Origin of the sequence: Polycladidibacter stylochi, from assembly GCF_001562055.1 — a bacterium.
Lineage (GTDB): Bacteria > Pseudomonadota > Alphaproteobacteria > Rhizobiales > Stappiaceae > Pseudovibrio > Pseudovibrio stylochi.
Window position 1 is genome coordinate 33,848 of record NZ_LLWE01000027.1, and the last position, 22,959, is coordinate 56,806.

General features: G+C 47.1%; 24 protein-coding genes. 16 read left to right on the top strand and 8 right to left on the bottom strand.

All coding sequences use genetic code 11. The features are described from left to right. The 3 genes from paaC to paaE are packed head-to-tail and all read left to right on the top strand — an operon-like array spanning position 1 to position 2,354. A complete protein-coding gene (gene paaC, locus AYK67_RS11385) occupies positions 1–768 on the top strand; it encodes a 1,2-phenylacetyl-CoA epoxidase subunit PaaC (RefSeq protein ID WP_068086631.1) in 768 nt (255 codons plus the stop codon). A gap of 24 nt (positions 769–792) precedes the next feature. Then, entirely contained in the window at positions 793–1,269 is a 477-nt protein-coding gene (gene paaD / locus AYK67_RS11390) for a 1,2-phenylacetyl-CoA epoxidase subunit PaaD (RefSeq protein ID WP_068087264.1), read from the top strand. Between the two features lie 8 nt (positions 1,270–1,277). Then, complete coding sequence (paaE, locus tag AYK67_RS11395; protein WP_068086633.1) at positions 1,278–2,354, top strand: 1,2-phenylacetyl-CoA epoxidase subunit PaaE; 1,077 nt, start codon at positions 1,278–1,280, stop codon at positions 2,352–2,354. 179 nt (positions 2,355–2,533) lie between these two features. Here the strand turns inward: paaE and AYK67_RS11400 are convergent, their stop codons facing one another. The 4 genes from AYK67_RS11400 to paaG are packed head-to-tail and all read right to left on the bottom strand — an operon-like array spanning position 2,534 to position 5,714. Next, the gene (locus AYK67_RS11400) at positions 2,534–3,130 is read right to left on the bottom strand and encodes a TetR/AcrR family transcriptional regulator (RefSeq protein ID WP_068086635.1); all 597 of its coding nucleotides are present in this window, start codon (positions 3,128–3,130) and stop codon (positions 2,534–2,536) included. 3 nt (positions 3,131–3,133) lie between these two features. Beyond that, on the bottom strand, positions 3,134–4,444 hold the full coding sequence (gene paaK / locus AYK67_RS11405) for a phenylacetate--CoA ligase PaaK (protein ID WP_068086637.1): 1,311 nt from the start codon (positions 4,442–4,444) through the stop codon (positions 3,134–3,136). Between the two features lie 40 nt (positions 4,445–4,484). Further along, positions 4,485–4,916, bottom strand: coding sequence for a hydroxyphenylacetyl-CoA thioesterase PaaI (gene paaI, locus AYK67_RS11410; protein ID WP_068086640.1), 432 nt, complete (start codon positions 4,914–4,916; stop codon positions 4,485–4,487). Positions 4,917–4,919: 3 nt separating this feature from the next. After that, complete coding sequence (gene paaG, locus AYK67_RS11415) at positions 4,920–5,714, bottom strand: 2-(1,2-epoxy-1,2-dihydrophenyl)acetyl-CoA isomerase PaaG (RefSeq protein WP_208976292.1); 795 nt, start codon at positions 5,712–5,714, stop codon at positions 4,920–4,922. 165 nt (positions 5,715–5,879) lie between these two features. Between paaG and AYK67_RS11420 the strand changes: the two genes are divergently transcribed. From AYK67_RS11420 to AYK67_RS11445, 6 genes are all read left to right on the top strand, one after another. Continuing rightward, positions 5,880–7,922, top strand: coding sequence for an FAD-dependent oxidoreductase (locus AYK67_RS11420; protein ID WP_068086648.1), 2,043 nt, complete (start codon positions 5,880–5,882; stop codon positions 7,920–7,922). A 33-nt stretch (positions 7,923–7,955) separates the two neighbouring features. Next, a complete protein-coding gene (locus AYK67_RS11425; RefSeq protein WP_068086651.1) occupies positions 7,956–8,975 on the top strand; it encodes a TRAP transporter substrate-binding protein in 1,020 nt (339 codons plus the stop codon). Between the two features lie 51 nt (positions 8,976–9,026). After that, complete coding sequence (locus AYK67_RS11430; protein ID WP_068086654.1) at positions 9,027–9,524, top strand: TRAP transporter small permease; 498 nt, start codon at positions 9,027–9,029, stop codon at positions 9,522–9,524. Positions 9,525–9,526: 2 nt separating this feature from the next. Beyond that, positions 9,527–10,840, top strand: coding sequence for a TRAP transporter large permease (locus tag AYK67_RS11435; protein WP_068086657.1), 1,314 nt, complete (start codon positions 9,527–9,529; stop codon positions 10,838–10,840). Positions 10,841–10,985: 145 nt separating this feature from the next. Further along, complete coding sequence (gene paaZ, locus AYK67_RS11440; RefSeq protein WP_068086660.1) at positions 10,986–13,028, top strand: phenylacetic acid degradation bifunctional protein PaaZ; 2,043 nt, start codon at positions 10,986–10,988, stop codon at positions 13,026–13,028. A gap of 135 nt (positions 13,029–13,163) precedes the next feature. Then, the gene (locus AYK67_RS11445) at positions 13,164–13,979 is read left to right on the top strand and encodes a PaaX family transcriptional regulator (RefSeq protein ID WP_068086662.1); all 816 of its coding nucleotides are present in this window, start codon (positions 13,164–13,166) and stop codon (positions 13,977–13,979) included. Here AYK67_RS11445 and AYK67_RS11450 read toward each other — a convergent pair. Next, positions 13,976–15,064, bottom strand: coding sequence for a MaoC family dehydratase (locus tag AYK67_RS11450; RefSeq protein ID WP_068086663.1), 1,089 nt, complete (start codon positions 15,062–15,064; stop codon positions 13,976–13,978). The genes AYK67_RS11445 and AYK67_RS11450 overlap by 4 nt on opposite strands. A gap of 134 nt (positions 15,065–15,198) precedes the next feature. Between AYK67_RS11450 and AYK67_RS11455 the strand changes: the two genes are divergently transcribed. Then, positions 15,199–15,588 carry a RidA family protein gene (locus AYK67_RS11455; RefSeq protein WP_068086665.1) on the top strand — a complete coding sequence of 130 codons (390 nt, stop codon included), beginning with the start codon at positions 15,199–15,201 and terminating at the stop codon, positions 15,586–15,588. A 106-nt stretch (positions 15,589–15,694) separates the two neighbouring features. Next, positions 15,695–16,360, top strand: coding sequence for a carbonic anhydrase (locus AYK67_RS11460; protein ID WP_068086668.1), 666 nt, complete (start codon positions 15,695–15,697; stop codon positions 16,358–16,360). 61 nt (positions 16,361–16,421) lie between these two features. On the opposite strand, the gene AYK67_RS11465 is transcribed toward AYK67_RS11460, so the two are convergent. Next, positions 16,422–17,393: a 3-hydroxyacyl-CoA dehydrogenase family protein gene (locus tag AYK67_RS11465; RefSeq protein ID WP_068086671.1), complete on the bottom strand. Its 972-nt coding sequence runs from the start codon at positions 17,391–17,393 to the stop codon at positions 16,422–16,424. 188 nt (positions 17,394–17,581) lie between these two features. On the opposite strand from AYK67_RS11465, the gene AYK67_RS11470 reads away from it, so the two are divergent. The 4 genes from AYK67_RS11470 (at position 17,582) to AYK67_RS11485 (ending at position 20,327) form a co-directional block, all read left to right on the top strand. Beyond that, positions 17,582–17,977, top strand: coding sequence for a VOC family protein (locus tag AYK67_RS11470; protein ID WP_068086677.1), 396 nt, complete (start codon positions 17,582–17,584; stop codon positions 17,975–17,977). An 89-nt stretch (positions 17,978–18,066) separates the two neighbouring features. Further along, positions 18,067–19,179 carry a 3-isopropylmalate dehydrogenase gene (gene leuB, locus AYK67_RS11475; protein ID WP_068086679.1) on the top strand — a complete coding sequence of 371 codons (1,113 nt, stop codon included), beginning with the start codon at positions 18,067–18,069 and terminating at the stop codon, positions 19,177–19,179. 148 nt (positions 19,180–19,327) lie between these two features. Beyond that, positions 19,328–19,753 carry a hypothetical protein gene (locus AYK67_RS11480; protein ID WP_208976282.1) on the top strand — a complete coding sequence of 142 codons (426 nt, stop codon included), beginning with the start codon at positions 19,328–19,330 and terminating at the stop codon, positions 19,751–19,753. Between the two features lie 46 nt (positions 19,754–19,799). After that, the gene (locus AYK67_RS11485; protein ID WP_068086684.1) at positions 19,800–20,327 is read left to right on the top strand and encodes a hypothetical protein; all 528 of its coding nucleotides are present in this window, start codon (positions 19,800–19,802) and stop codon (positions 20,325–20,327) included. A gap of 42 nt (positions 20,328–20,369) precedes the next feature. On the opposite strand, the gene AYK67_RS11490 is transcribed toward AYK67_RS11485, so the two are convergent. Continuing rightward, positions 20,370–21,134, bottom strand: a complete 765-nt coding sequence (locus tag AYK67_RS11490) for a 2-phosphosulfolactate phosphatase (protein ID WP_068086685.1) — start codon at positions 21,132–21,134, stop codon at positions 20,370–20,372. 835 nt (positions 21,135–21,969) lie between these two features. Continuing rightward, positions 21,970–22,383, bottom strand: a complete 414-nt coding sequence (locus tag AYK67_RS11500; protein ID WP_068086687.1) for a VOC family protein — start codon at positions 22,381–22,383, stop codon at positions 21,970–21,972. 92 nt (positions 22,384–22,475) lie between these two features. Here AYK67_RS11500 and AYK67_RS11505 point away from each other — a divergent pair, with 92 nt between their 5' ends. After that, positions 22,476–22,949, top strand: coding sequence for an NUDIX domain-containing protein (locus tag AYK67_RS11505; RefSeq protein WP_068086690.1), 474 nt, complete (start codon positions 22,476–22,478; stop codon positions 22,947–22,949). The last annotated feature ends 10 nt before the right edge of the window (positions 22,950–22,959 follow it).

Sequence of the window (22,959 nt, forward strand, 5' to 3'; positions counted from 1 at the left end):
ATGAGCGACGATACATTAAATAAAGCCTTGTTTGAGTTCCTCTGCCGTATGGGTGACAACACACTGGTGCTTGGCCATCGGGTATCTGAATGGTGTGGCCACGCGCCTGTACTGGAAGAGGACATTGCGCTTGCCAATATGTCGCTGGATTTGATTGGCCAAACCCAGCTTTGGCTTGGACTTGCCGGAGAACTGGAAGGTGCCGGGCGTAGTGCCGATGACTTGGCATATCTGCGAGATGCTTTTGATTTTAGAAATCTGCTACTTGTCGAATTACCAAATGGTGACTTTGGCAAAACTTTAATGCGGCAGTTTTTGTTTGATGGCTTCCAAAGCTTGATCCTTACCGAGCTGACACGCTCTTCAAATGAGCGGGTTAAAGAGATTGCCCTAAAGGTAAAAAAAGAGGTGACTTACCATCTCGAGCGTTCTAGCGATTTGGTGGTACGCCTGGGGGACGGCAATGAAGAGAGCCATCGCCGGATGCAGCAAGCTTTAAATGAGCTGTGGCCTTATGTGGGTGAAATGTTCATTGATGAGCCAGAGGATAAATTGCTGAGTGAGGCTGCTATTGCACCTCTTCCTAGCAGTCTGAAAGCACGTTGGGAAACCTTGATGCGCCCCTATTTTGCACAGGCCAAGCTAAATGTACCCGATGAAGGCTATGCCCATAAGGGGGGTAAGCATGGCACGCATAGTGAACATCTCGGCTTCATTTTGGCTGAAATGCAATTCTTGCAACGGGCATATCCCGGTTCGACTTGGTAAGTTAGGCGGGAGAGTGTCATGAGTATGGTTCAAGCAAGTGCGGTAAATGAAAGCGAAATCCGCCAGTGGCTGGAAGAAGTTCCAGATCCCGAAATCCCCGTGGTTTCCCTCGTTGATTTGGGGGTGATCCGCGAGATCAAGCGCGATGGCGATACATGGCTTGTAAATGTTGCGCCCACCTATAGCGGTTGTCCGGCGACACGTATCATTCACGATGATGTTCGGGCTAAACTCTATGAAAAAGGGTTGCGCCCTAGTGATTTTCAAGTGGTCTCAGTGCTTTCGCCGCCCTGGTCTACGGATTGGATTTCTAAATCAGGCCGGCAAAAGCTCGCAGATTATGGCATTGCACCGCCGCAACCCAGTGGCAAGCCTAAAGCCTGTCCGCAATGCGGCAGCTCGGATTTGGAACTGGTGAGCCAGTTCGGTTCAACGCCTTGTAAAGCAAGCTGGCGTTGTCGCTCTTGTCTTGAACCCTTTGACTACTTCAAATGTATCTAGGATAGATGATGGCTAGATTTCATCGATTAACTGTTACAGGTTTGGAAAAAACCACGCGTGACGCGGTGGTTCTCACATTACAGCCCGAAGCAGCAGACACAACAGATTTTCATTTTACGCAAGGACAGTACCTCACTTTCAAAAAAGACTTTGATGGTGAAGAGGTCCGGCGTTCTTATTCCATTTGCTCTGGTGTGAATGAGGATAAGTTACAAGTAGGCATCAAAAGGGTGAGCGGGGGCTGCTTCTCTAGTTTTGCCAATGAGGAGCTAAAAGTTGGAGACACCTTGGAAGCCATGTCTCCGGCAGGTCGGTTTTATACCGAATTAGATGCTAAAAACGCTAAGGATTACATAGGGTTTGCGGTTGGTTCTGGTATTACGCCAATTCTTTCGATCTTAAAAAGCGTGTTGGCACGCGAACCACATTCATCGTTTACTTTGGTTTATGCAAACCGCTCTGTGAATTCGATTATGTTCCGCGAAGAACTTGAGGACTTGAAAAACCTCTATATGGGACGGCTTACGGTAATTCACATATTGAAGGCCGATGCGCAGGATATTGACCTGTTTACAGGGCGGCTTTCGCCAGAAAAACTAAAAGAACTATTTGCCCATTGGGTACCTGTTGATGCTGTTGACACCGCATTTATCTGTGGTCCTGAGCCTGTCATGCATATGATTAGCGATAGTCTGCAAGAGCACGGCATGGAGAAAGGGCAAATTAAATTCGAATTATTTGGCGCACCTCAACAAGGCCAGCTCAAGCAGGCGAAAGCAGCACATACCACGGGCGAAGCTGATGAGGAATGTGAAGCCGTCGTAAAACTCGATGGGACTTCTCGTAGTTTGAGTATCCCTAAAAGCGGCATGTCAATTCTGGAAGCAGCTTTGGCGGCGAATATGGATGCGCCATATTCTTGTAAGGGTGGTGTTTGCTCCACTTGTAAGGCCAAAGTGATTGAAGGTGAAACCGAAATGGTCGCCAATTATGCATTGGAAGACTACGAGGTTGAAGCAGGCTATGTGCTTTCTTGCCAATGTTACCCAGTGAGTGACAAGGTCGTTATTGACTTCGACCAATAGCTTAAGATTGCAGCTCTCTTAATTCCCGGAGAGCTGCACACTTACTGGTACTCCCGTGTATATCTTGTAGCCCAACAAGCATAACCAGCTAAGTGTGCTGAAGCCCGCTTCGTTATCGGAGCGGGCTTCAATGCAATTGTTTTACGTTAATAATACTGGATGCTGGTGATAGCGAAAAGCTAGACCCCTTTTATGCCGTTCATAATCAGGTTTGCGACTACGTTTGCATACTCTATACGGGCCTCTTCCCGAGCATCTTTGTTCCACATATAGAACCAGTTCAACATACCGAAAACCGACATGGTTGTGGCTTTGAGCTTACGCTTGTCACTCGTGAGCGTATCCGGTGATAATTCAATTAAGCAATCTGAAACCAGTTGAACGAGCGCGTGTTGATAGGATCTTAGTTGTGTTTGTTGTTCGGGTGGCAAATAGGCCATAGCATCAATTTGTACGCGGTGCTGAAAATCGGCACCGCGGTAAGCAAGAAGTATTTCCTCTAGAAGCTCTTGTAGGTATTTTTGTGGGTCACTGCCATTGCGCGGGACCGACAAAACGCGGTCCCTTAATGCTTTTAAATGATTATCGAGGATGTCAAATAATAGCGAATCTTTACTATCGTAATAGTGATAGATTGCTGCCTTTGATAATCCACATTCTTTAGCCAGTTGACTCATCGACGCCCGGTCAAAGCCGGTTTCGGCAAAAACGCGGGCGGCTGTATCTTGAATCAACTGGCGTTTCACATCGTGATCTTTTGCGATCGTACGAGCCAATTGTTACTCCTTAGCGCGATTATCGACGACGCGCTTTGCTTTCCCCTGGGAGCGTTCCACAACACCAGGATCTGCTACTACGACTTGGGCACTAATGCCAACAGTATCTTTTATGCGTTTGGAAAAATGATAGGCGGACGTGTCTTTCGCTTCTGAACTGGTGGCATTTGGCATTGCTTCAACATGAATCCGCATCGCATCCATTCGGCCCTTTTTATAAAGCTCGATTTGGAAGTGCGGCGATAGTCCATCAGTAGCAATCAGTTGTTCTTCGATTTGTGTTGGGAAAACATTTACACCACGAAGAATAATCATATCGTCCGAACGACCGGTGATTTTTTCCATACGCCGCATTGAGCGGGCAGTGCCAGGCAAAAGCCTTGTCAAGTCACGGGTTCGATAACGCACAATTGGTAGTGCCTCTTTAGTCAGCGAGGTGAATACCAGTTCACCTATTTCACCATCTGCGACAGGTTCACCTGTTTCCGGGTTGATAACTTCAGGGTAGAAGTGATCTTCCCAAATATGCAGGCCATCTTTTGTTTCGACGCATTCGTTGGCAACACCGGGCCCAATTACTTCCGATAGCCCGTAGATATCCACAGCATGCATATCAAAGGCTTCTTCAACTTCTTTACGCATGGCGTTGGTCCAAGGCTCAGCACCAAAAATGCCGACCTTCAAGGAGCTTTTGCGTGGATCTAGGCCTTCACGGTGATACTCTTCAAGAATATTGAGCATATATGAAGGTGTCACCATAATTGTACTTGGTTTAAAGTCTTCAATTAAAAGCACTTGGCGTGATGTCATACCACCGGAAACGGGTACGACAGTACAGCCAAGCTTTTCAGCGCCTGCATGTGCACCCATGCCACCGGTGAAAAGACCATAACCATAGGCGTTGTGTACGATGTCACCAGGGCGGGTTCCTGATGCTCGCAGCGAGCGAGCAACAACACTTGCCCAAACATCTAGGTCATTTTGTGTGTATCCAACAACAGTTGGTTTTCCTGTGGTGCCAGATGAGCCATGCAAGCGGACAATTTTATCTTGAGGGACTGCAAACATACCAAATGGATATGTGTCGCGCAGGTCCTGTTTATAAGTGAATGGAAACTTTGACAGATCACTAAGTGATTTCAAATCATCTGGATGCACGCCAGCTTCGTCAAAGCGCTGTTTGTAAAGCGGAACATTATCATAGGCATGTTGAAGCGATTGCTTCATACGCTTTAACTGTAATGTGCTTATTTCATCACGCGATGCAATTTCAATTGGGTCTAAATCTTCACGTCTTGGTGTTAAATCTTCCATATGTCCCTCCCAAGGTCATTAATAATTGTTGGCCGCCTTGTTATTCCTGAAAATGTTGGCCTTTGATAACGCGTGAAAAACCGCGGAATTCTGCAATCTTTATTCCGTCCTGATTGCAAACGGAGACATCAGTAATTCCTGAGCGCCCGGTTTTTGATAGTTCTTTTGCTGTCGCAGTAAGCGTATCGCCGAGCCTGCCGGGGCTAAGGTATGAAATGTTGGCGTGTTGGCCGACAACCTGCTCGTTGTAGCTGTTACAAGCAAACGCGAATGTGCTGTCAGCTAACGAGAAGATGACGCCGCCATGGCAAATTCCGTGCCCATTGGCGTGGTGACTTTCGATGGTCATTGATAGGGTTGCCTCTCCCGGAGCAACTCTTTCAATTTTCATACCAAGCCATTTTGAGGCTTCATCACTAGACCACATGGCTGTGGCGCTTTTTTCTGCCCTTTGCTGTGCAGTGAGAGCCATAATTTATACTCCCTTGAAATTTGCGGGGCGTTTTTCAAGAAAAGCACTTACGCCCTCTGCGTAATCTTGGCTGCGTCCTGCCTGTTGTTGGCTCGCGGCTTCCAACTCTGCTTGTTGTTCAAAACTATTTGTTGCTGCCTGGTGCATGGCTTTTTTAGTGAGAGCAAAGCCAACTGTTGGGCCACTAGCGAGCTGTTTTGTGAATGCTTGCGCAGTGGCTAGCAAAGCATCGTCAGCTGTGGCTTGCCAAATCATGCCCCACTCTTCGGCCTGCTTGGCGGAGATAGGTTGTGCTGTTAGTGCAATCGCCTTAGCTCTTTGCTCTCCGATAAGGCGAGGTAGCAACCAGGTTCCACCTGCATCTGGTACCAAGCCAATCTTGGCAAAAGACTGAATAAATTTCGCCGATTCGGCAGCAAAAGTTATGTCGCAACCAAAGGCGATATTGGCGCCGGCTCCAGCTGCAACACCATTAACAGCACAGATAACTGGCTTGGGCATATTACGGATGAGCGACACATTAGGATTGTAGAATTTGCTAAGTGTTTCTCCTAGGTTAGGTGGCTCCGTCATTTTGTTCGGGTCTCGATCTCCCAAATCTTGCCCCGCACAAAAACCTCGCCCTGAACCCGTCAGCAAAATTGCTCTACAATTTGCATCAGCTTGTGCATTTTGTAATGACTCGCGTAAAGCTAAATGCATTTCATCATTAAAAGCATTCAATCTTTCAGGTCGGTTTAATGTTATCTGAACCCAGTTTTCATGGGTTTCAGTAATAATAGTATCACTCATACTAATTATCCATTCCAAATGTTTCAAAATACGGTTGCATAACCCGACCGGTTGGTCAATAGTTCTTTGTGTTAGGGTTTCCTTTTAAAAAACCTGTGATAGGTATTTATGTGATATTTCTGGGATTGATGGAAGTGATGGCTGCTAAAGGCCAGCTAGGGCAGAGAGTGAATGGGATCGCAATCAGTAGTAACAGTTCGTTTTGAAGATGAAATCGCTTTCGTCGAGGTGAATAACCCTCCGGTTAATGTTACCTCACAGGCTGTACGTGCAGGACTGCTTCAGGCGGTAGAAACTGTGAATGCTCAGAGCGGTGTTAAGGCGGCTGTGCTGTTTTGCGCAGGCTCCACATTCATTGCGGGTGGCGATATTACAGAGTTTGGAACGATAGCCAAAGAGCCCCACTTGCCTGATGTTGTTTCAGCTATCGAGCGGTCGGTTATTCCGTTTATTGCTGCGATGCATGGGACTGTACTTGGGGGTGGTTTTGAAATTGCTCTGGGTTGTGCTTTTCGTATTGCTGATGCAAAAACGCGCTTCGGTTTTCCCGAGGTTAATATTGGCCTTATTCCTGGGGCTGGTGGAACGCAACGACTACCTCGCCTAATAGGCGCACTTCACGCTATCGATATGTGTGCTTTAGGTGTTCAGTTAAATGCTGAAAAGCTCTATGAGTTGGGCGGGCTAGATCTTGTCACAGGACGTGACTTGCTTGTTTGCGCAAAAGAATTTGTAGAGAATATGCCCGAGCGTCCGGTTGCTCTTTCGCAACAAGAAACGCCGTATTGTCTAACTGCCGATTTTGAGGGAAAGCGCACTCAAATCGAAGCACGCTCTAAAGGCGCGTCAGCCCCCTTTCATAATTATGAAGCAGTAAAGTGGTCCTGCGAGTTTTCATTTTCTGAAGCAACACAAAAGGAACGAGCTCTACACCTTGCTCTTCGTGATAGTGCAGAATCCCGCGCATTGCGTCATGCTTTCTTCGCAGAAAAAACGGCAGCCAAACCTGCAATATTGAAGGAAGTTGAAGCAAAAGAAATCAACGCTATTGCTGTGGTTGGTGGTGGGCTTATGGGTTCAGGAATTGCTCTATCCGCCTTAATGGCTGGGCTAGAAGTGATTATGCTTGAAAGGGATGCCCAAGCAGCTGAAGCGGGTGCAAAGCGTGTTGCAGGCTTAATTGAAGGGGCTGTAAAACGCGGCAAGGTCAGCGCCGAAAAATCAGCCAAAATGCTAGAGGCTTATCGCTCAAGTCATGATTATAGTGATGCTGCACATGTTGACTTGGCGGTTGAAGCTGTTTTTGAAGATTTAGAGGTGAAGCGGGCAGTTTTTGCAAAGCTTGCGCCTGTCGTTTCTGAGAAGACCATACTGGCGACGAATACCTCCTACATTGACCCGATGGATATCTTTGAAGGAATTGATGGTGCTGAGCGTTGTATTGGGATGCATTTCTTTTCCCCTGCACACATCATGAAGCTTCTTGAGGTTGTTCAGTTACCAACAACCGGTAAGCAGACGCTAGCCAGTGCTTTGCAACTGGGTAAGCGCCTGCGAAAAACTAGTGTGGTTTCAGGTATTTGTGACGGATTTATTGGTAATCGGATGTTGGCAGCGTTCCGCAGACAAGCCGATTACTTGTTGGCTGATGGCTGCTTACCCGAGCAAATTGATGCAGCATTACGACGGTTCGGTATGCCTATGGGGCCTTTTGAACTGCAAGATTTGACAGGCCTACAAATAGCATGGGCGAACCGTAAGCGGCAAGCTGCAACGCGGCCAACGCAAGAACGCTACATTCCATTTGGTGATCTACTTTGTGAAAAAGAGCATTTTGGACAACGCAGTGGTCGTGGCTGGTATCAGTACGTTGAGGGAGAGCGTAAGCCATTAGCTGACCCGGAAGTTGAAGACATGATTATGGCGTGGTCCGCTCGTCAAGGTGTTGTACGGCAAACATTTACTGGCGATGAAATTACCGAGCGCATGCTTGCGGTTTTGGTGAATGAAGGTTTCTGCATTCTAGAGGAGGGGATTGCTGAGCGGTCTCAGGATGTGGATTTGGTGCAATTGCATGGCTACGGCTTTCCACGTTGGCGCGGTGGTCCGATGCAGTATGCACAGGAAGTCGGCATTGAGCGAATTGCATCTGCAATGCAGCGCGTTGCCGAACAGAGCCCGCAATCTTGGGAGATTGCTAAGGCGCTGAGCTAAAAATACTTAAATCTCATTCAGGGAGGGAATGAAATGAAAACTAATCGGATTACATCTTTAATTATTGGTGCTGGTTTGGCTGTGGCAAGCTTTGGTGCATCTGCGGCCGAGTATACATTGCAAATATCTAGTTGGGCTCCACCAACACATAACATTAACGCCAAGATGTGGCCCACTTTTACCAAAATGGTGGAAGAGGCTACAGGCGGGCGCGTAACAACAGAATTGAAACTGGGCCTAGCGCCGCCACCAGCTCAAATGGATCTGGTTATGGATGGTGCCGCCGACCTTTCGATTATTTTCCATGGCTATCAGGCCGGACGGTTTACAACAACAAAGCTTATCGAATTGCCTGGTTACGAAGGCTCTGCCGAAGCAGCTTCAGTTGCGTATTGGCGTACCTACAAAAAATACCTTGAAAAAGCGAATGAACATCGTGGCGTGAAAGTGGTTGCGTTGCATACGCATGGTGCTGCACAACTCATGAGCCACGAGAAAATTACAAGCCTTAAACAAATTGCAGGCTTGAAGCTTCGTGTTCCAGGTGGTGTTGGCGGTGACATTGGTAAAGTTTTGGGCGCTACAGGTATTTCAGTACCAGCTCCAAAAGTTTATGAAACGCTTGCGTCGAAATCTGCGGATGGTGTTGTTATGCCTATAGATTCTCGGCTTGGCTTCAAGCTTACCGAAGTTGCAGAAAATGTTTACGATATGCCAGGCGGGCTTTACCGCGGTTCTTTTGCCTTCATTATGAACGAAGATACCTTTGCAAATTTGCCAAAGGATATCCAGGAGGCATTGGAAAGCAAAGTGTTTGGCGAACCTGCTAGCCGAGCAATTGGCAAAGTCTGGGATATGGGTGATGCAGCATCAATGGAAGCAACATTGAAGGCTGAAGGCAACAGCATTAACAAAGCAAGTCCACAAGACATTGAAGACTTTAAAGATTTAAGTGCAAGCGTTGTAGCAAGCGTTCTGGCTGAAGTTTCTAAAGAAGGCGTTGATGCAGAGGCAGCCTATCAAATGATCAAGGACGAAATGGCCAAGAATTAAAGGCTGTTAGAGGTCCTGGCGACAGGGCCTCTAAAACCCGGGAATTTTTTCATGTCACAACTACATAGTTTCTCGGAGCGGCTGATTAAAATGCCGGTCTGGCTGGCTTCGCTCGCTCTTTTTACGCTTATGGTCATGACATTTTGCGATGTGATGATGCGTTCACTTTTTAATGCTCCGTTTGAACCGGCAACAGAGTTGACGCGTATCTTAATGGCGATAATTGTTTTTGCTGTTATGCCGATAATTTCTGTTCGTGGGGGCCACATCAATGTGGATCTGCTGGACGGGTTTTTCCTGAGGTTACGGCTCCACCGGTGGCGTGATGCACTGATTAGCCTCGTATTTGGCGTTCTCATGTATTGGCCGGTTATGCGTGTATGGGTTTTAGCCGAGCGCGCGCGTTCTTACGGAGATGTAACCGAGTATGTGGCCATACCAGTTTATCTTATCGGATGGTTTATTGCATTTGCAGCAGGGCTGACTGGCATTGCAATGGTTGTGCAAGGCTTGGCACAGGTTGCCAATATTCTTCGGGGGAGGAGCTAGGTATGGTTGCTGCACTTATAGGGTTCGGGGCTGTCTTGCTCCTGGTATTATTGCGTGTACCTATCGTTTTTGCCATGGGGCTGGTTGGTACGTTAGGTTATATGAGCGAGCGGGGCTATAATGGCACCATGTCTATGGTTGGCCGACAGGTTATGGACATGTCGCAGGACTATGGCCTTTCTGTTGTTCCCCTGTTCATTTTGATGGGTTTATTCGTCAATAAAGGCGGGTTAAGCCGAGAGCTTTATGCAGCGTCAAACGCATTTCTTGGCCATATGCGCGGTGGTTTAGCCATGGCAACAGTTGTGGCTTGTGGCGGATTTTCTGCAATTTGTGGTTCTTCACTTGCAACAGCGGCAACAATGTCAAAAGTGGCAATGCCTGAAATGCGACGCTATAAATACGATGATGGCCTATCAACAGCGTCAATCGCAGCTGGTGGTACGCTTGGCATTCTTATTCCGCCCTCCGTGATTTTGGTGCTTTATGGTTTGCTGACAGAAACATCAATCGGCAAGCTGTTTATTGCCGGTATTATTCCAGGCACGCTTGGGATTTTGTTTTACCTTTTTGCTGTGCGCTGGACCGTTTATCGCAATCCTGAGGCAGGGCCTGCTGGTGAAAAGTCATCGTGGCGCGAGCGCTTGTTAGCGATTAAGGGCGTTTGGGCTGTCCTACTGTTATTCTTCATTGTTATTGGCGGGCTTTACGGGGCTTTTGATTTTGCACCGCTTAACCTGACGTTTTCTCCAACTGAAGCGGCTGGCATGGGGGCTATGGGAGCCTACTTGATCGCGCTTTCACGCGGGAATCTGAGCTTTAAAGATACATTGGATGTCTTGAAGGAAACGGCTTACACCACTGCTGCACTATTTGCTGTTCTTATTGGCGCGCAGATTTTTTCCAATTTCGTTAACCTTGCTGGTTTGCCCGAGGCTTTGATTGAAATTGTGACTGCTTACTCTGTCTCGCCTATGATCGTTATGCTGTTGATCATCGCGGTGTATATTGTGCTGGGTTGTGTTTTTGAAAGCATGTCCATGTTGCTACTCACAGTCCCGATTTTCTTCCCGCTTGTCACATCGCTGGGTTTTGATGCCGTTTGGTTTGGTATTGTTGTAGTTGTTGTTACGGAAATCAGCTTAATCACGCCGCCAGTTGGTCTGAATGTGTTTATCTTGAAAGGTGTTGTTGGCAACGTTTCGACAGCCACAATCTTTAAGGGTGTCACCCCGTTTTGGGTTGCTGACTTATTCCGCCTGGCCTTACTCGTCGGAGTGCCAGCGCTGACCTTGTTCTTACCGAACCAAATGTAGTTCGCAGATGGAGCACCTCATCGGTGCTCCCAACGATTGTTATTGTCCCAACGCCATGAGGTGATCTGTGATCGTCCTTTGAGAAAACTAGCTGGCGGTTGGGCCGTTTTGATATGGGATCTTCCCTAGAAATGAGGGTTTTGTTATGGGCGTAATGGAATTGCAAAGTTTTGCGGCAGGCAAATGGGTTGGTCCTGATGCCAGTGCACGTAAAATTCAATCTGCAATTACGGGTGAGGAAGTCGCGCTTGCAGGCAACAATGGAATAGACTTTGGTGCAATGCTTGCATTTGGCCGAAATGTTGGTGGTCCAGCGTTACGAGCCATGACGTTTCATCAACGTGCTCGTAAACTTAAAGAGCTGGCGACTTACCTGAGCGGGTATAAAGATAAGCTCTACGAGCTCTCATATCTTACTGGTGCCACCAAAGCAGATAGCATGATAGATATCGATGGCGGTATTGGCACCATGTTCGTTTTCGCCTCGAAGGGGCGCCGCGAATTGCCTGATGCGCATGTTTATCTTGATGGTGATGTTGAGCAGTTATCGCGTTCTGGCAGCTTTTTAGGTCAGCATATTTGCACGCCGCTCCAAGGTGTCGCTGTACATATTAATGCGTTTAATTTTCCTGTATGGGGTATGCTGGAAAAGCTCGCGCCAACACTGCTTGCTGGTGTTCCGGCCATTATAAAACCTGCAACGGCAACATCTTATGTTACCGAGGCATGCTTCCGGTTAATGGTTGAAAGTGGTATTTTTCCTGAAGGCTCATTTCAGCTGATTACTGGTGGCACTGGCGACTTGCTCGACCAGCTGGGCTGTCAGGATGTTGTAAGCTTTACCGGTTCCGCTTCAACAGCACTGATGCTGCGTCAAACCGAGAATTTACGGGTTAACTCTGTACGTTTCCATTCCGAGCAAGATAGCTTGAATGCCTCGATTCTTGGACCGGATGCTGTGGTTGGTACTCCTGAATTTGATTTGTTTATCAAGGAAGCTTCACGCGAGATTACCGTTAAGGCTGGGCAAAAATGTACAGCGATCCGCCGTATGATTGTGCCTCAATCACTTATAGATCCTGTGAGTGAAGCTTTGATTGCCCGCCTGCAAAAAACGGTGGTTGGTGATCCGCGGCTAGAAAACGTACGTATGGGTGCATTGGTTTCTGCTAGCCAAAAACGCGATGTTTTGGACAAGGCTGCTGCAATTGGGCAAGAAGCCAAACAGATATTCGGGGGCGACGGCAACTTCAAGCCTGAAGGGGAAGGGACCGAAAACGGTGCGTTCGTTTCTCCAATGCTGTTCCGCCTGGATGATCCGGACCACGCCACGACTGTGCATAGTGTCGAGGCTTTTGGGCCAGTATCCACCTTGATGGGGTATCGCGATATCGCTCATGCGGGTGAGTTGGCCAATCGCGGGGGGGGCTCGCTGGTGGCATCTGTTATCACGCATGACCCTGCTGTTGCTCGTCAAATGGCGCTGTCTTCTGCTGCATATCATGGGCGATTGTATTTCAATAACCGTGATAGCATGAAAGAAAGTACCGGTCATGGCTCTCCGTTACCCCACATGGTGCATGGCGGGCCGGGTCGCGCTGGCGGTGGTGAAGAGCTTGGCGGTGTGCGCGGGGTCATGCATTATATGCAGCGTACCGCTATTCAAGGAAGCGCAGATATACTTTCTGCGGTTGGTGAAACATGGATATCCGGAGCTGCAGAAAAAACACCACCTGCTCACCCATTCACACTAAGCTTTAATGCTCTGGAACTGGGAGAAACCCTATATACTCCGGAACGAGAGATAACACTGGAAGATATTGAAAAGTTTGCCCATTTTTCGGGTGATACTTTCTATGCCCACATGGATGAAGAAGCCGCTGCGGCAAATCCATTCTTCCCTGGTCGTGTAGCTCATGGCTATTTGTTGCTCAGCTTTGCTGCCGGACTTTTTGTGGAGCCAAACCCGGGGCCTGTACTTGCGAATACAGGGCTTGAGGGCTTGAGTTTCCAAAAGCCAGTGGTTGCAGGTGACAAAATTTCAGTTCGCTTAACCGTAAAACGTAAAACCAAGCGAACAGATGAATATGGAGAAGTCCGCTGGAATGTAACTTTATTCAACCAAGATAAAGAGCAGGTTGCCAATTACGAGTTGCATACGATGAATGCGTATGGTGATGAGGCCTAAAAACTTACAGGGGCAAGCCGAATTGGTTTGCCCCTTGTCTAGGCAATTAATGTTGGTGATAAGTAAAATATGACTGTACTTTCCTTTCGTCCTTTGGGCAATTGCGATGCGTGAGGAAGGACTTATAGTTCGCGTATGGTCGATCAAGAACAACCCGACCCTTGCCTTTCCCTGCTTATGGATAAAAGCGAGTGGAAAGTATGGTCGGTTATTATAAGTATTTTTGGAGATGCAGTGCTGCCGCGTGGTGGCGCTATCTCTAGTGGTGCATTGGCACAGCTAACAAGCGTTTTGGGTATAAAGTCTGAAGCGCAAAGGGTGGCGATTTCGCGGCTTGCTAAAGATGGCTGGTTGACGAGAAGCAAAGTTGGCCGTAGCAGTTTGTATCGTCTTTCGCCATTGGGGCTTGAAACCTTTGGCGGAGCGAGTAAACGGATTTATGCCACGCAGCCTGAAACAGCACCAAAGCAGTGGCGGCTGGTTATGTGTCCGCCGGTTAGGGCATCTGAGCGCGCGCAACTTGAACAAACACTGTCCAAGGCTTCTTATTTAAAACTATCCTCGGAAATCTACTTAGGCGGCTGTCACCTAGAAATTCCAGATTTAAAAGATATCTTGATAGTCGAGGGTGATTTAAAAACGATACCGGAATGGGTGAAACAAATATGCGGTAAGCCAGCGGTATTTGAAAGCTATGCAAATTTAGTTTGCCAGCTTGTAGAGCTCAAGTCATGCCTTGCAGAAAAGGCAGAATTGACCCCGCTATTGGCTATCGCACTTCGCACTTTATTAATCCACCGTTGGCGACGTATTCTTTTACGTCACCCGGATTTGCCGCCTCACTTTTTTCCATCCGGTTGGCAAGGGGAAACGAGCCGAAAAATGGTATTGGCACTTTATGCAAGGCTCAAACCTATGAGCGAATTGTGGTTAGACGAGAACGTACCTTAGGTGGGTATCGTCGCCCAGTAATCTAGTTCAAGTATAACGCCCTCGTCGTATTTGCCCTCTTGATCTTTATAGGGAAAATCTTCGCAGCTGCGATTTTTGGTGGCAATTGTGCGAATACGTAGAGCACCTATCTCATCTCTGTTTTTTAGTCGGGTGCTGTCGATTATCTCGGACCAGCTATAAACAGTATCACCAGCAAATAATGGGGCGATGTGCCTGCCTCCATTAATTGCTGTTATATTGCAAGCGTTGGCGAGACCGTTAAAGGACTGTGCGCGGGCTATGGAAATGACATGCCCGCCATAAATGAGTGGGCGGCCAAAGCGCGAGTTTGCAGTGTAGTGGGCATCGAAGTGAACTCTAGCGGTGTTTTGGTACAAGCGGGTGGCCATTTGGTGCTCGGCCTCTTGAACTGTTGCGCCATCAATATGGTTTATGCGCTCGCCAACATGATAATCGCCAAGAAGATACTCACTACCAGAGAGGGTTGAGTTCCAATGAACCGGCCCAAAGTGTGGGATAGCTAACCCTAATTCGTTCGTTGAAACAACTTTTGGCATTGGGGCAGGACTATGTTCTTTTGTACTTGCTGCTTCATCGCGCTTTTTCACCATTACCCAACGGTTGAATGATAATACAGTTTCATCCCGTTGGTTTTTCCCTGTTGTTTCAACATAAACAACACCTGTTTTGCCGTTGGAGTTTGGCTTTAAGCCAATCACTGTCGATTGAGCTGTGAGTGTGTCCCCCGAGTACACAGGTTTGATGAACCGGCAGTTGGCATACCCCAAGTTTGCAAGAGCATTGAGGGAGATATCAGGCACGCTTTTGCCAAAAATGACATGAAAAACCAGCAGGTCATCAAGTGGTGCCTGCGTGTGGCCCATGTGGCGTGCAAACTCGGCTGAAGATTGCAAAGCAAAGCGAGAACCATACAAAGCGGTATAAAGGGCTTGGTCTGCATTTGTTAGTGTGCGCGGGGTAGCATGTCCAATAACCATTCCTATTGTGAAGTCTTCGAAAAAGTTACCGGTTGTTGCTTTTTCCGATTTATCACGAGGCAATGTTGTGGTTTGGCAAGCCATGCTATGTCTCCTAAACACTTAAATTAGCGCGCAATTATATACTATTTGGTATATGTTATTGCGGTGCAATATATTTACACTGTTTTTGCAAAGTCTTTGAAAATGAGCAACTAGTACCTTTGGGGGGCGTATAAATGTCGAAACGTAAGCTAATTTCTTCTGGATCGCCATTTGAAAAGTCAGCCGGTTATTCGCGTGCTGTTGTGCAGGATAACTTTATTCACCTATCTGGAACAACTGGTTACGATTACAAAACCATGCAGATGCCAGAGGATGTGGCCGTTCAAACAGTGAATACCTTAGAGACTATAAAAAGTGTGCTGGAGCAAGAGGGCAGCTCTCTACGAGATATTGTGCGTTGCCGATATATTGTTACTGACAGAGCTTATGTTGCCGCAGTCTTTTCAGTTTTAGGGGAGTATTTTGGCGAAATTCGCCCGGCTGCTACAATGATTATTTGTGATTTAATTGAGCCGGAAATGAAAGTAGAAATTGAAGTTACCGCGCAAATACCTGAAAGGTAATTTCAAACAAAAGCAATGTGCACTTGATTTGCCAAGCAAACCACTTAATTTATAGGGGCATATGTAATTAACCGTGTGCTTGTGTTTGTTTGCTAACAGGAAAGCTATGACATTGTTTCCAGAGGAATTGCTTGCTGGCTACAGCCAATATCGCAAAAAAATGTACCGTAAGTATCAAGAGGATTACGAAAACCTTGCTATTTACGGTCAAGAACCCAAAACCATGGTGATTTCTTGCTGCGATAGCCGTGTGACGCCCGAGGCAATTTTCCACTCTGGTCCCGGTGAGCTGTTTGTGGTGCGTAACGTGGCCAATCTGGTGCCACCATTTGAAGATGACAAGGGCACACACGGAACAAGCGCTTCTATTGAGTATGCAGTTAATGGCCTAAAAGTGCAGAATATTGTTGTTCTTGGGCATTGTAAATGTGGTGGTGTCACCGCGTTTCGCAATAGTGGCGGTAATCTGGGCGGCACTGGCCAGTTTGTCGGGCCTTGGATTAAAATGCTGGAGCCTGCGGCGATCTCATTGGCATGTGATCCGGTTGAGCCGAATAACGATCCGCAATTGGGGTTGGAATATGCAGGTGTACGCCAGAGTCTAAAAAATTTGATGACCTTCCCGTTTGTTGAAAAAGCGGTCACTGAAGGGGCTTTGAAAATTCACGGTGCTTGGTTTGATATTGGCTCCGGTGAATTACGCGTGATGGACCCTAAAACCCGCATTTTTTCTCTGGTTAAAGATACAGAAGAAATTACCGGGGGTGCATAGAATTCAGCCCTGCCACGCAAGTTCGTGGCAGGGCTTTTAAAGTGGTTATTTTATCTAGTCCTTACTCGTCACTAAAGGTGGGCTTCGCACCTTTGTTCAGTTTCACACGCGTGATAATTTCTTTATCACGCTGTTGTTTAAAGGCCTTGCTATCGCGCTTGTGCCAATCGTAATAGCCTTGACCAGACTTCATGCCCGTATGCCCTTGCGCATTGAGCGCGCCTACGGATGACTGCGCGGGGTCAGTGTGGTTACAAATGTCAGCCCAAACAGCTTTCGCGCCTGCGCTGTTGAGCAAATCAAGGCCCGCCAAATCGGCATGCTCAAAGGGGCCCATGGCAGGTAAGCGTGCTGCATAGCCTTGACGCATGATTGTGTCGCAAGCCTCGGCACTCACCAGACCCTTCGATTGTAAATCGGCAAACTCACGTAAAATTACATGCTGGATTCGGGCGAACAGAAAGCCGGGAATATCCGGGCATTCAACGGGTGTTTTACCTGTTTCGGCAAGTATGGATTTAAGCTGTTCAACGGTGCCCTTTGATGTTTTCTGGCCCGCGACCACTTCAACCAGTGCCATGAGGTGGGCTGGCTGGATGTAATGCGCCACGCAAAACTGCTCGGGTCTTTTCAGGGCCTTTTGTAAATCACTGGCGCACAGGGCCGAGGTGGTTGAGGCGAGTATTGCCTGTTCGGGGCAAAGCGCCTCTACCCTTTGTAGCAGCTCTTGCTTTAGCGCCATATCTTCGGCAATCGCTTCAATTATAAACGAGGCACCATTAACACTTGTGGCAAGGTCATCACTATAACCAATCAAGGCCAGTGTATTTTCTTTGTCCTCTGCGCGTGCCAACTCTTCGGATACGAGGAAATCATAGGTATCCGCCATTGTTTGTTGCGCCTCTATAAGGGCCGCTTCACGTCGCGCCCAAAGCATTACTGGTTTTCCAGCAAACGCGTATGAAAATGCAATTTGGCACCCCATGGTACCAGCACCAAGTACGCAATAATTATCCGATTGAGACACAGCCATTCATGAAAGCCCTTTTTATTATTTTCTTGTGTGAGCTTACTATAGCAGAGTGCACACATAATGGTGTGATTACTCAAATCATAGGCCTATGACTTTTTGTCATAGTCATTTTTATAGGGAATGCTATAAAGTGTAAGATCGTTATATAGATTATTTATCGTTGAAATATCAATAGAGTAGGAATTTCCATGTCCAAAGCCATTCACATGATGGTGCGTGTTTTAGAAGAAGAACGTTCGCTTGCTTTTTACGAAACAGCGCTGGGCCTTAAAGTCGCTGATCGTTTTGATTTCGAAAGCTTTACCCTTATTTACCTACGCAATGAAGCGGCTGATTTTGAAGTTGAACTCACCGTGAACAAAGACCGCAGTGCTCCCTATGAACTGGGGGATGGTTATGGTCATATCGCGTTTTGTGTTGATGATGTTGCGGCAGAGCGCGAGCGTATGGCGGCGGCAGGTTTGGCTCCGGAAGAGGTGAAAGAATTCTTCCGTGAGGGCAATCTTATGGCACGTTTCTTCTTCATTACCGATCCCGATGGCTATCGTATCGAAATACTTGAGCGCCACGGGCGCTATCGTTGAGGACAATTGCCCGTTAATAGCCTTGCTCTCAAAGCGTTAAAGCGGCACAAAAGGCCACCTATTTTTTAACACTTGGAGCATTGAGAGCAATGGCAACCAACAAGCTACTTCTTCTGCCGGGCGATGGTATCGGTCCTGAAATCATGGTGGAAGTAAAGAAAGTGATCGCGTGGTTCAATGAGCGCGGCACAAATACTTTCGAGTATGACGAAGGGCTTGTGGGCGGTGCGGCCTATGATGCGCACCAAGTAGCCATCTCCGAAGAAGACATGGCCAAAGCAATGGCAGCAGACGCTGTTATTTTCGGTGCTGTTGGTGGCCCTAAGTGGGACAGCGTGCCTTATGACGCCCGTCCGGAAGCTGGCTTATTGCGTTTGCGTAAAGATTTGGGTCTGTTTGCCAACTTGCGTCCGGCTATTTGCTATCCGGCTTTGGCTGATGCCTCTTCGCTTAAATCCGATGTGATTGAAGGACTTGATATCCTGATTGTGCGCGAGTTGACTGGTGGTGTTTACTTTGGTGAGCCAAAGGAAATTACCGATCTGGAAAATGGTCAAAAGCGCGCGGTTGATACACAGGTTTACGACACCTATGAAATCGAGCGCATTGCCGAAGTTGCATTCGATTTGGCGCGTACCCGTGGCAACAAAGTTTGCTCCATGGAAAAACGCAATGTGATGGTTTCTGGCTTGCTGTGGAACGAAGTTGTGAGCGCAACCCACAAAGCCAAATTCTCCGATGTTACTTTGGAGCATATGTTGGCAGATGCGGGCGGTATGCAGCTGGTGCGTTGGCCAAAGCAGTTTGACGTTATTGTCACCGACAATTTGTTCGGCGATATGCTGTCTGATGTTGCTGCCATGTTGACTGGATCGCTTGGTATGTTGCCATCTGCTTCACTCGGTGCGCCAGATGCTGCCACCGGCAAGCGTAAAGCTATGTACGAGCCGGTACACGGTTCTGCACCTGACATCGCAGGCTCTGGCGCTGCAAACCCGATTGCCATGATTGCCAGCTTTGCCATGGCGCTGCGCTATTCTTTCCAGCTTATTGAAGAAGCGGATATGCTGGAAAAAGCCATTTCCAATGCACTGGATAAGGGCCTGCGCACTAAAGATATTGCGAAGGAAGGTGAAGCGACACTTTCTACCAGCGAAATGGGTGATGCGATTTTGGCCGAGCTGAAAGCTCTGGCGAGCTAATTCGCGCACGAATATTTTGTAAAAGGCGTGTCAGAAATACACTGGCACGCCTTTTTTTGTATTTTGAAAGGCTAAGGGTTGCGTAGTTCAAGCTGCTCCGGCATAAGCTGCTTTTCAATAAAACCGACACTGCCGCAGCGGAGAGATGATGATGGACCAACGGTTGGAGCCCTTCTTAGGCACATGGATTTTGGATCCCGATCAATCACAATACGAGCAAGGTGCAGCGCCACTTGGTGGCAGCTTGAGAATTGTCGCCAAAGATGAAGAAATCGGCTTCTTCATGAAAACTGTTGAAGCGGATGGGGAAACTTTGGAAGCGAATTTTTCGGCAATTGCAGATGGTGTGGATCGGCCCATGCCACAAAACCCATTTGCCGATACTATGTCGCTTACACTGGAACCGGGGCAGGTGCTTACAAGTGAAGCCAAGCGCGGCGGCTTGACAATTATGACCGCAAGGCGTGCATTAAATGAAAGCGGAACGGAGCTGACAATTAGTCAAACTGTACATTTGCTGGATGCTGGTTCGTTTACTAACGAAGCAGTTTATCTGCGCGGTTTAATCCATTAGTTTTTGAGACCTGCTAGTCTTGTGATGTGACAAGAAGAGGTAGGTCATGCGCTATTCACTATTTATCAAAACAGCTTGTCTTACGGCCGGAGTGAGCAGTTTATTGCTGTCACCAGCTGGAGCGATAGAGTTTCCCTCGGCCACCGGTCAGGGCAACATTGAGTACATGGATGATCGCAGCAGCCCGCAAGCTGTCATTGCCAGCTTTTATAATGCCATCAATAGCAGGCAATATCCCAGAGCCTATAGTTATTATGAGGGCGGCGTCGCACCCGCTGATTATTCTAAGTGGGCGCAAGGCTTTGCCCAAACAGCTCATGTGCGGGTGATCACAGGCTCTACTCAGCCATCACCCGGGGCTGGGCAAATTTACTGGTCGTTACCAGTGGCGATTGAAGCCACACAAAAAGATGGTCACAAGCAAGTGTTTGCTGGCTGCTATCAATTTCATATGGCCAATCCGGGCATGATAACCAGTCCGCCCTATAGCCCTATCGCAATTCAAAAAGGCAATTTGAAACCTGTTACAAAACCTCTTGATCAGGCATTGCCAACGCAATGTGATCCTTTATAGAACGGCAGCTAAATCCCATTGTATTGTGCTTATGCTAGCTGGCTAGCTGGTTAACTGGCTAGCAGGTGCTATTTTTGCATAATACATCGTACCTGAAAACTGTTGATTTGAGCTCAAATCTGATGGGGGGTGTTCTGTTGCTCCCTTAAGAAACAGTTGTGGAATTGTGGTATTTGCACCGTATTTTGCGGCCATTATTACATCATTTTGGTAGCCATTTTTTGATAACTCCTGACCGCTGATGGAGGCAAGCATTAACTCGGGTGCAGCGCTACAAGCTGCATTATATATGGCTAATGCACCTCTTGCCTCTGGGCTGAGTTGGCCTCCTATGGCTTTAATTATCGCACCTGCTGTAAAGTAATCTTCAAATGCAGGACGAAAACTACCATCAGACCACTGCTCGCCTGCTGCGATTATCAATACCCTCTCCAATGGACCAAGGTTTAATTTGGCAAAACTTGGGGCGTTGCGATAGCAGCCCAGTAAGACGCGCCCCTCTCTTGTTATGGTTGAAAGCTTTGCACCATTGGGTGAGGCCAATATAACCGGTTGTAGCTCTTGGCAAAGTGCAAACGATTTGGGAGATAAAGAAAGCCCACCTTGAGAGCGTTTTCCGGCCAGCTTTAGGCCTGTCTTTAAGGCGAGTTGCTGAGCTATTGATCTGTTGGAGACAGGTATTATCTCGATACCTTTCGATACTGCAATTGTGGCAGTGGTCGAAAAGCAAAGGCAGTCAACAATGATTGTTGTGTCAAAATTTTCAGTTGGGGCATTTGCGCCCCATTCAAGGTGTAGCTTGGGCAATGACTTCTCCATATAAGGCGCGAAAAAAGTAAATATATCTGGACAATCAGTTTTTGATAGTAAACTGATGTAGCTTGACTAAAAGTGAAATCACGGGGCACTTAAATGGAATTGACAGGTTTTTTAGCTGTGATTGAACAGCAAATTCACCAAAGTGGAGTTGCAGGTGTTTTTTCGCAAGGCACTTGGGTTCTGCCATTCCTTACGCTCGTTTTTCAAATGTCCTTAGCCTTATTATGGGGGAGTATTGTCCCCATGAACCTAAGGTTATTGGGGGTGTGGCGCTCTGTTCCACTGTATGAGTTGAAAAGAGTTCTGGTGCCTTGTTCCATAATTTCGTTTTTGTTGATTGCTTGTTGTGGAACTTTGCTAATTTCCCCAAGTCCTGGAAGTGTTTTGTACTCTAAAGCATTTCAAGTTGCTTGCAGTTTTATAATTGTTGCTTGGCTAAATGCGGTTTTGCTAAGGTTTGTGCCTGCTTGGCGGTATTTGGATAGGGTGGATTCACGCGGTACTATTCGCCGTTTTCGCTATGCTGGAGGGGTGTCACTTATATGTTGGAGTGGCGTATTTGTGTGCTATCATATGCCCACATTCGTCAATGATTTATGGTAAAGGTCATGAATAAATGCCTTGGCGGGAATAATTTTAGTGTAAAGCGTGCAACAGATTTTACTTTTTATAGCAATAAGAAGATTTGATAAATTTATGATTATATAAAAAATATGTAAAAATAGGTTTTTGTTTTTTTTTACTAAGTTGACGCGTATACCCTGTGAAATAATTTATAATTACATCACAGGGTAGCTATTTTTATTATAAAAATAAAGTGCAATCACTCGGCTTTAGGCATTTCAAAAGGTTCGTTCCAAGCGGCAGCCTCTATCTTATTCCCGTCCAGATCCCGTACAAAGCACCCATAGTATGGTTCACCATAATGGGGTCTTGGCCCAGGCTCTCCATCAGGGGTAGCACCTGCAGCAAGGGCTGCTTCCCAAAATGCATTTACAGCATCATTATTGGGGGCAATGAAGCCAAAGTGTGTGCCATTACCCACATTGGCTGGCTCGCCATTGAAGGGTACTTGTACCCAAAATTCAGGAAACATTTTGCCATAGGCTATGGCACCGGGATGCTCCAAAATCCGCTTTGCGCCGATGCTTGGCATTACTTTGTCATAAAATTCAATGGCCTTTTCGAAGTCGTTTGTACCAATAGAAACATGGGACATAATGCTGGGAATATCCATTTGCTTATCCTTTTAACTAATATAATTTGCAAAGAGTGCTCTAGCGAATCTAGCAATATTGAAAGTATAGATTAGGAACATATAGAGAACAAATGAAAATTATTCATAAAAGCTATACCTACTTAACCTATGGCGATAAGCTACTTATTTTTACTGAGCCTGAGAAACCCGAATATGGCGCTCAAACGCCTGGTGGAACGGTTGATGCGCATGAAAGCCACCTTATTGCTGCACATAGAGAATTTATTGAAGAAACCGGGCGGCCCTTATTGGGTGCAGTTATGCCTTTGATGGATCAAAAGATTAACTACTATGATAACAGGGAGCCAGAGGTTCATTACCGGCGCTTTTTCTACAGTGTACTCAAGCCGTGCCATTTGGAGGTATGGCAAGAGTTTCAGGAGTTTAATTGGTACGAGACAACACCAAACCAAGGTGGAGGGCCCATATTATTTCGTTTTGAGTGGATTAGCTTACTGGACCGGAAAATCGCAAAACCGGGCTTTTTCTATGAAGGTTTTGGGGAGCCGATCGAACGCCTTAAAGAAATTTGCCAGTTAAGCTAATAATTATACG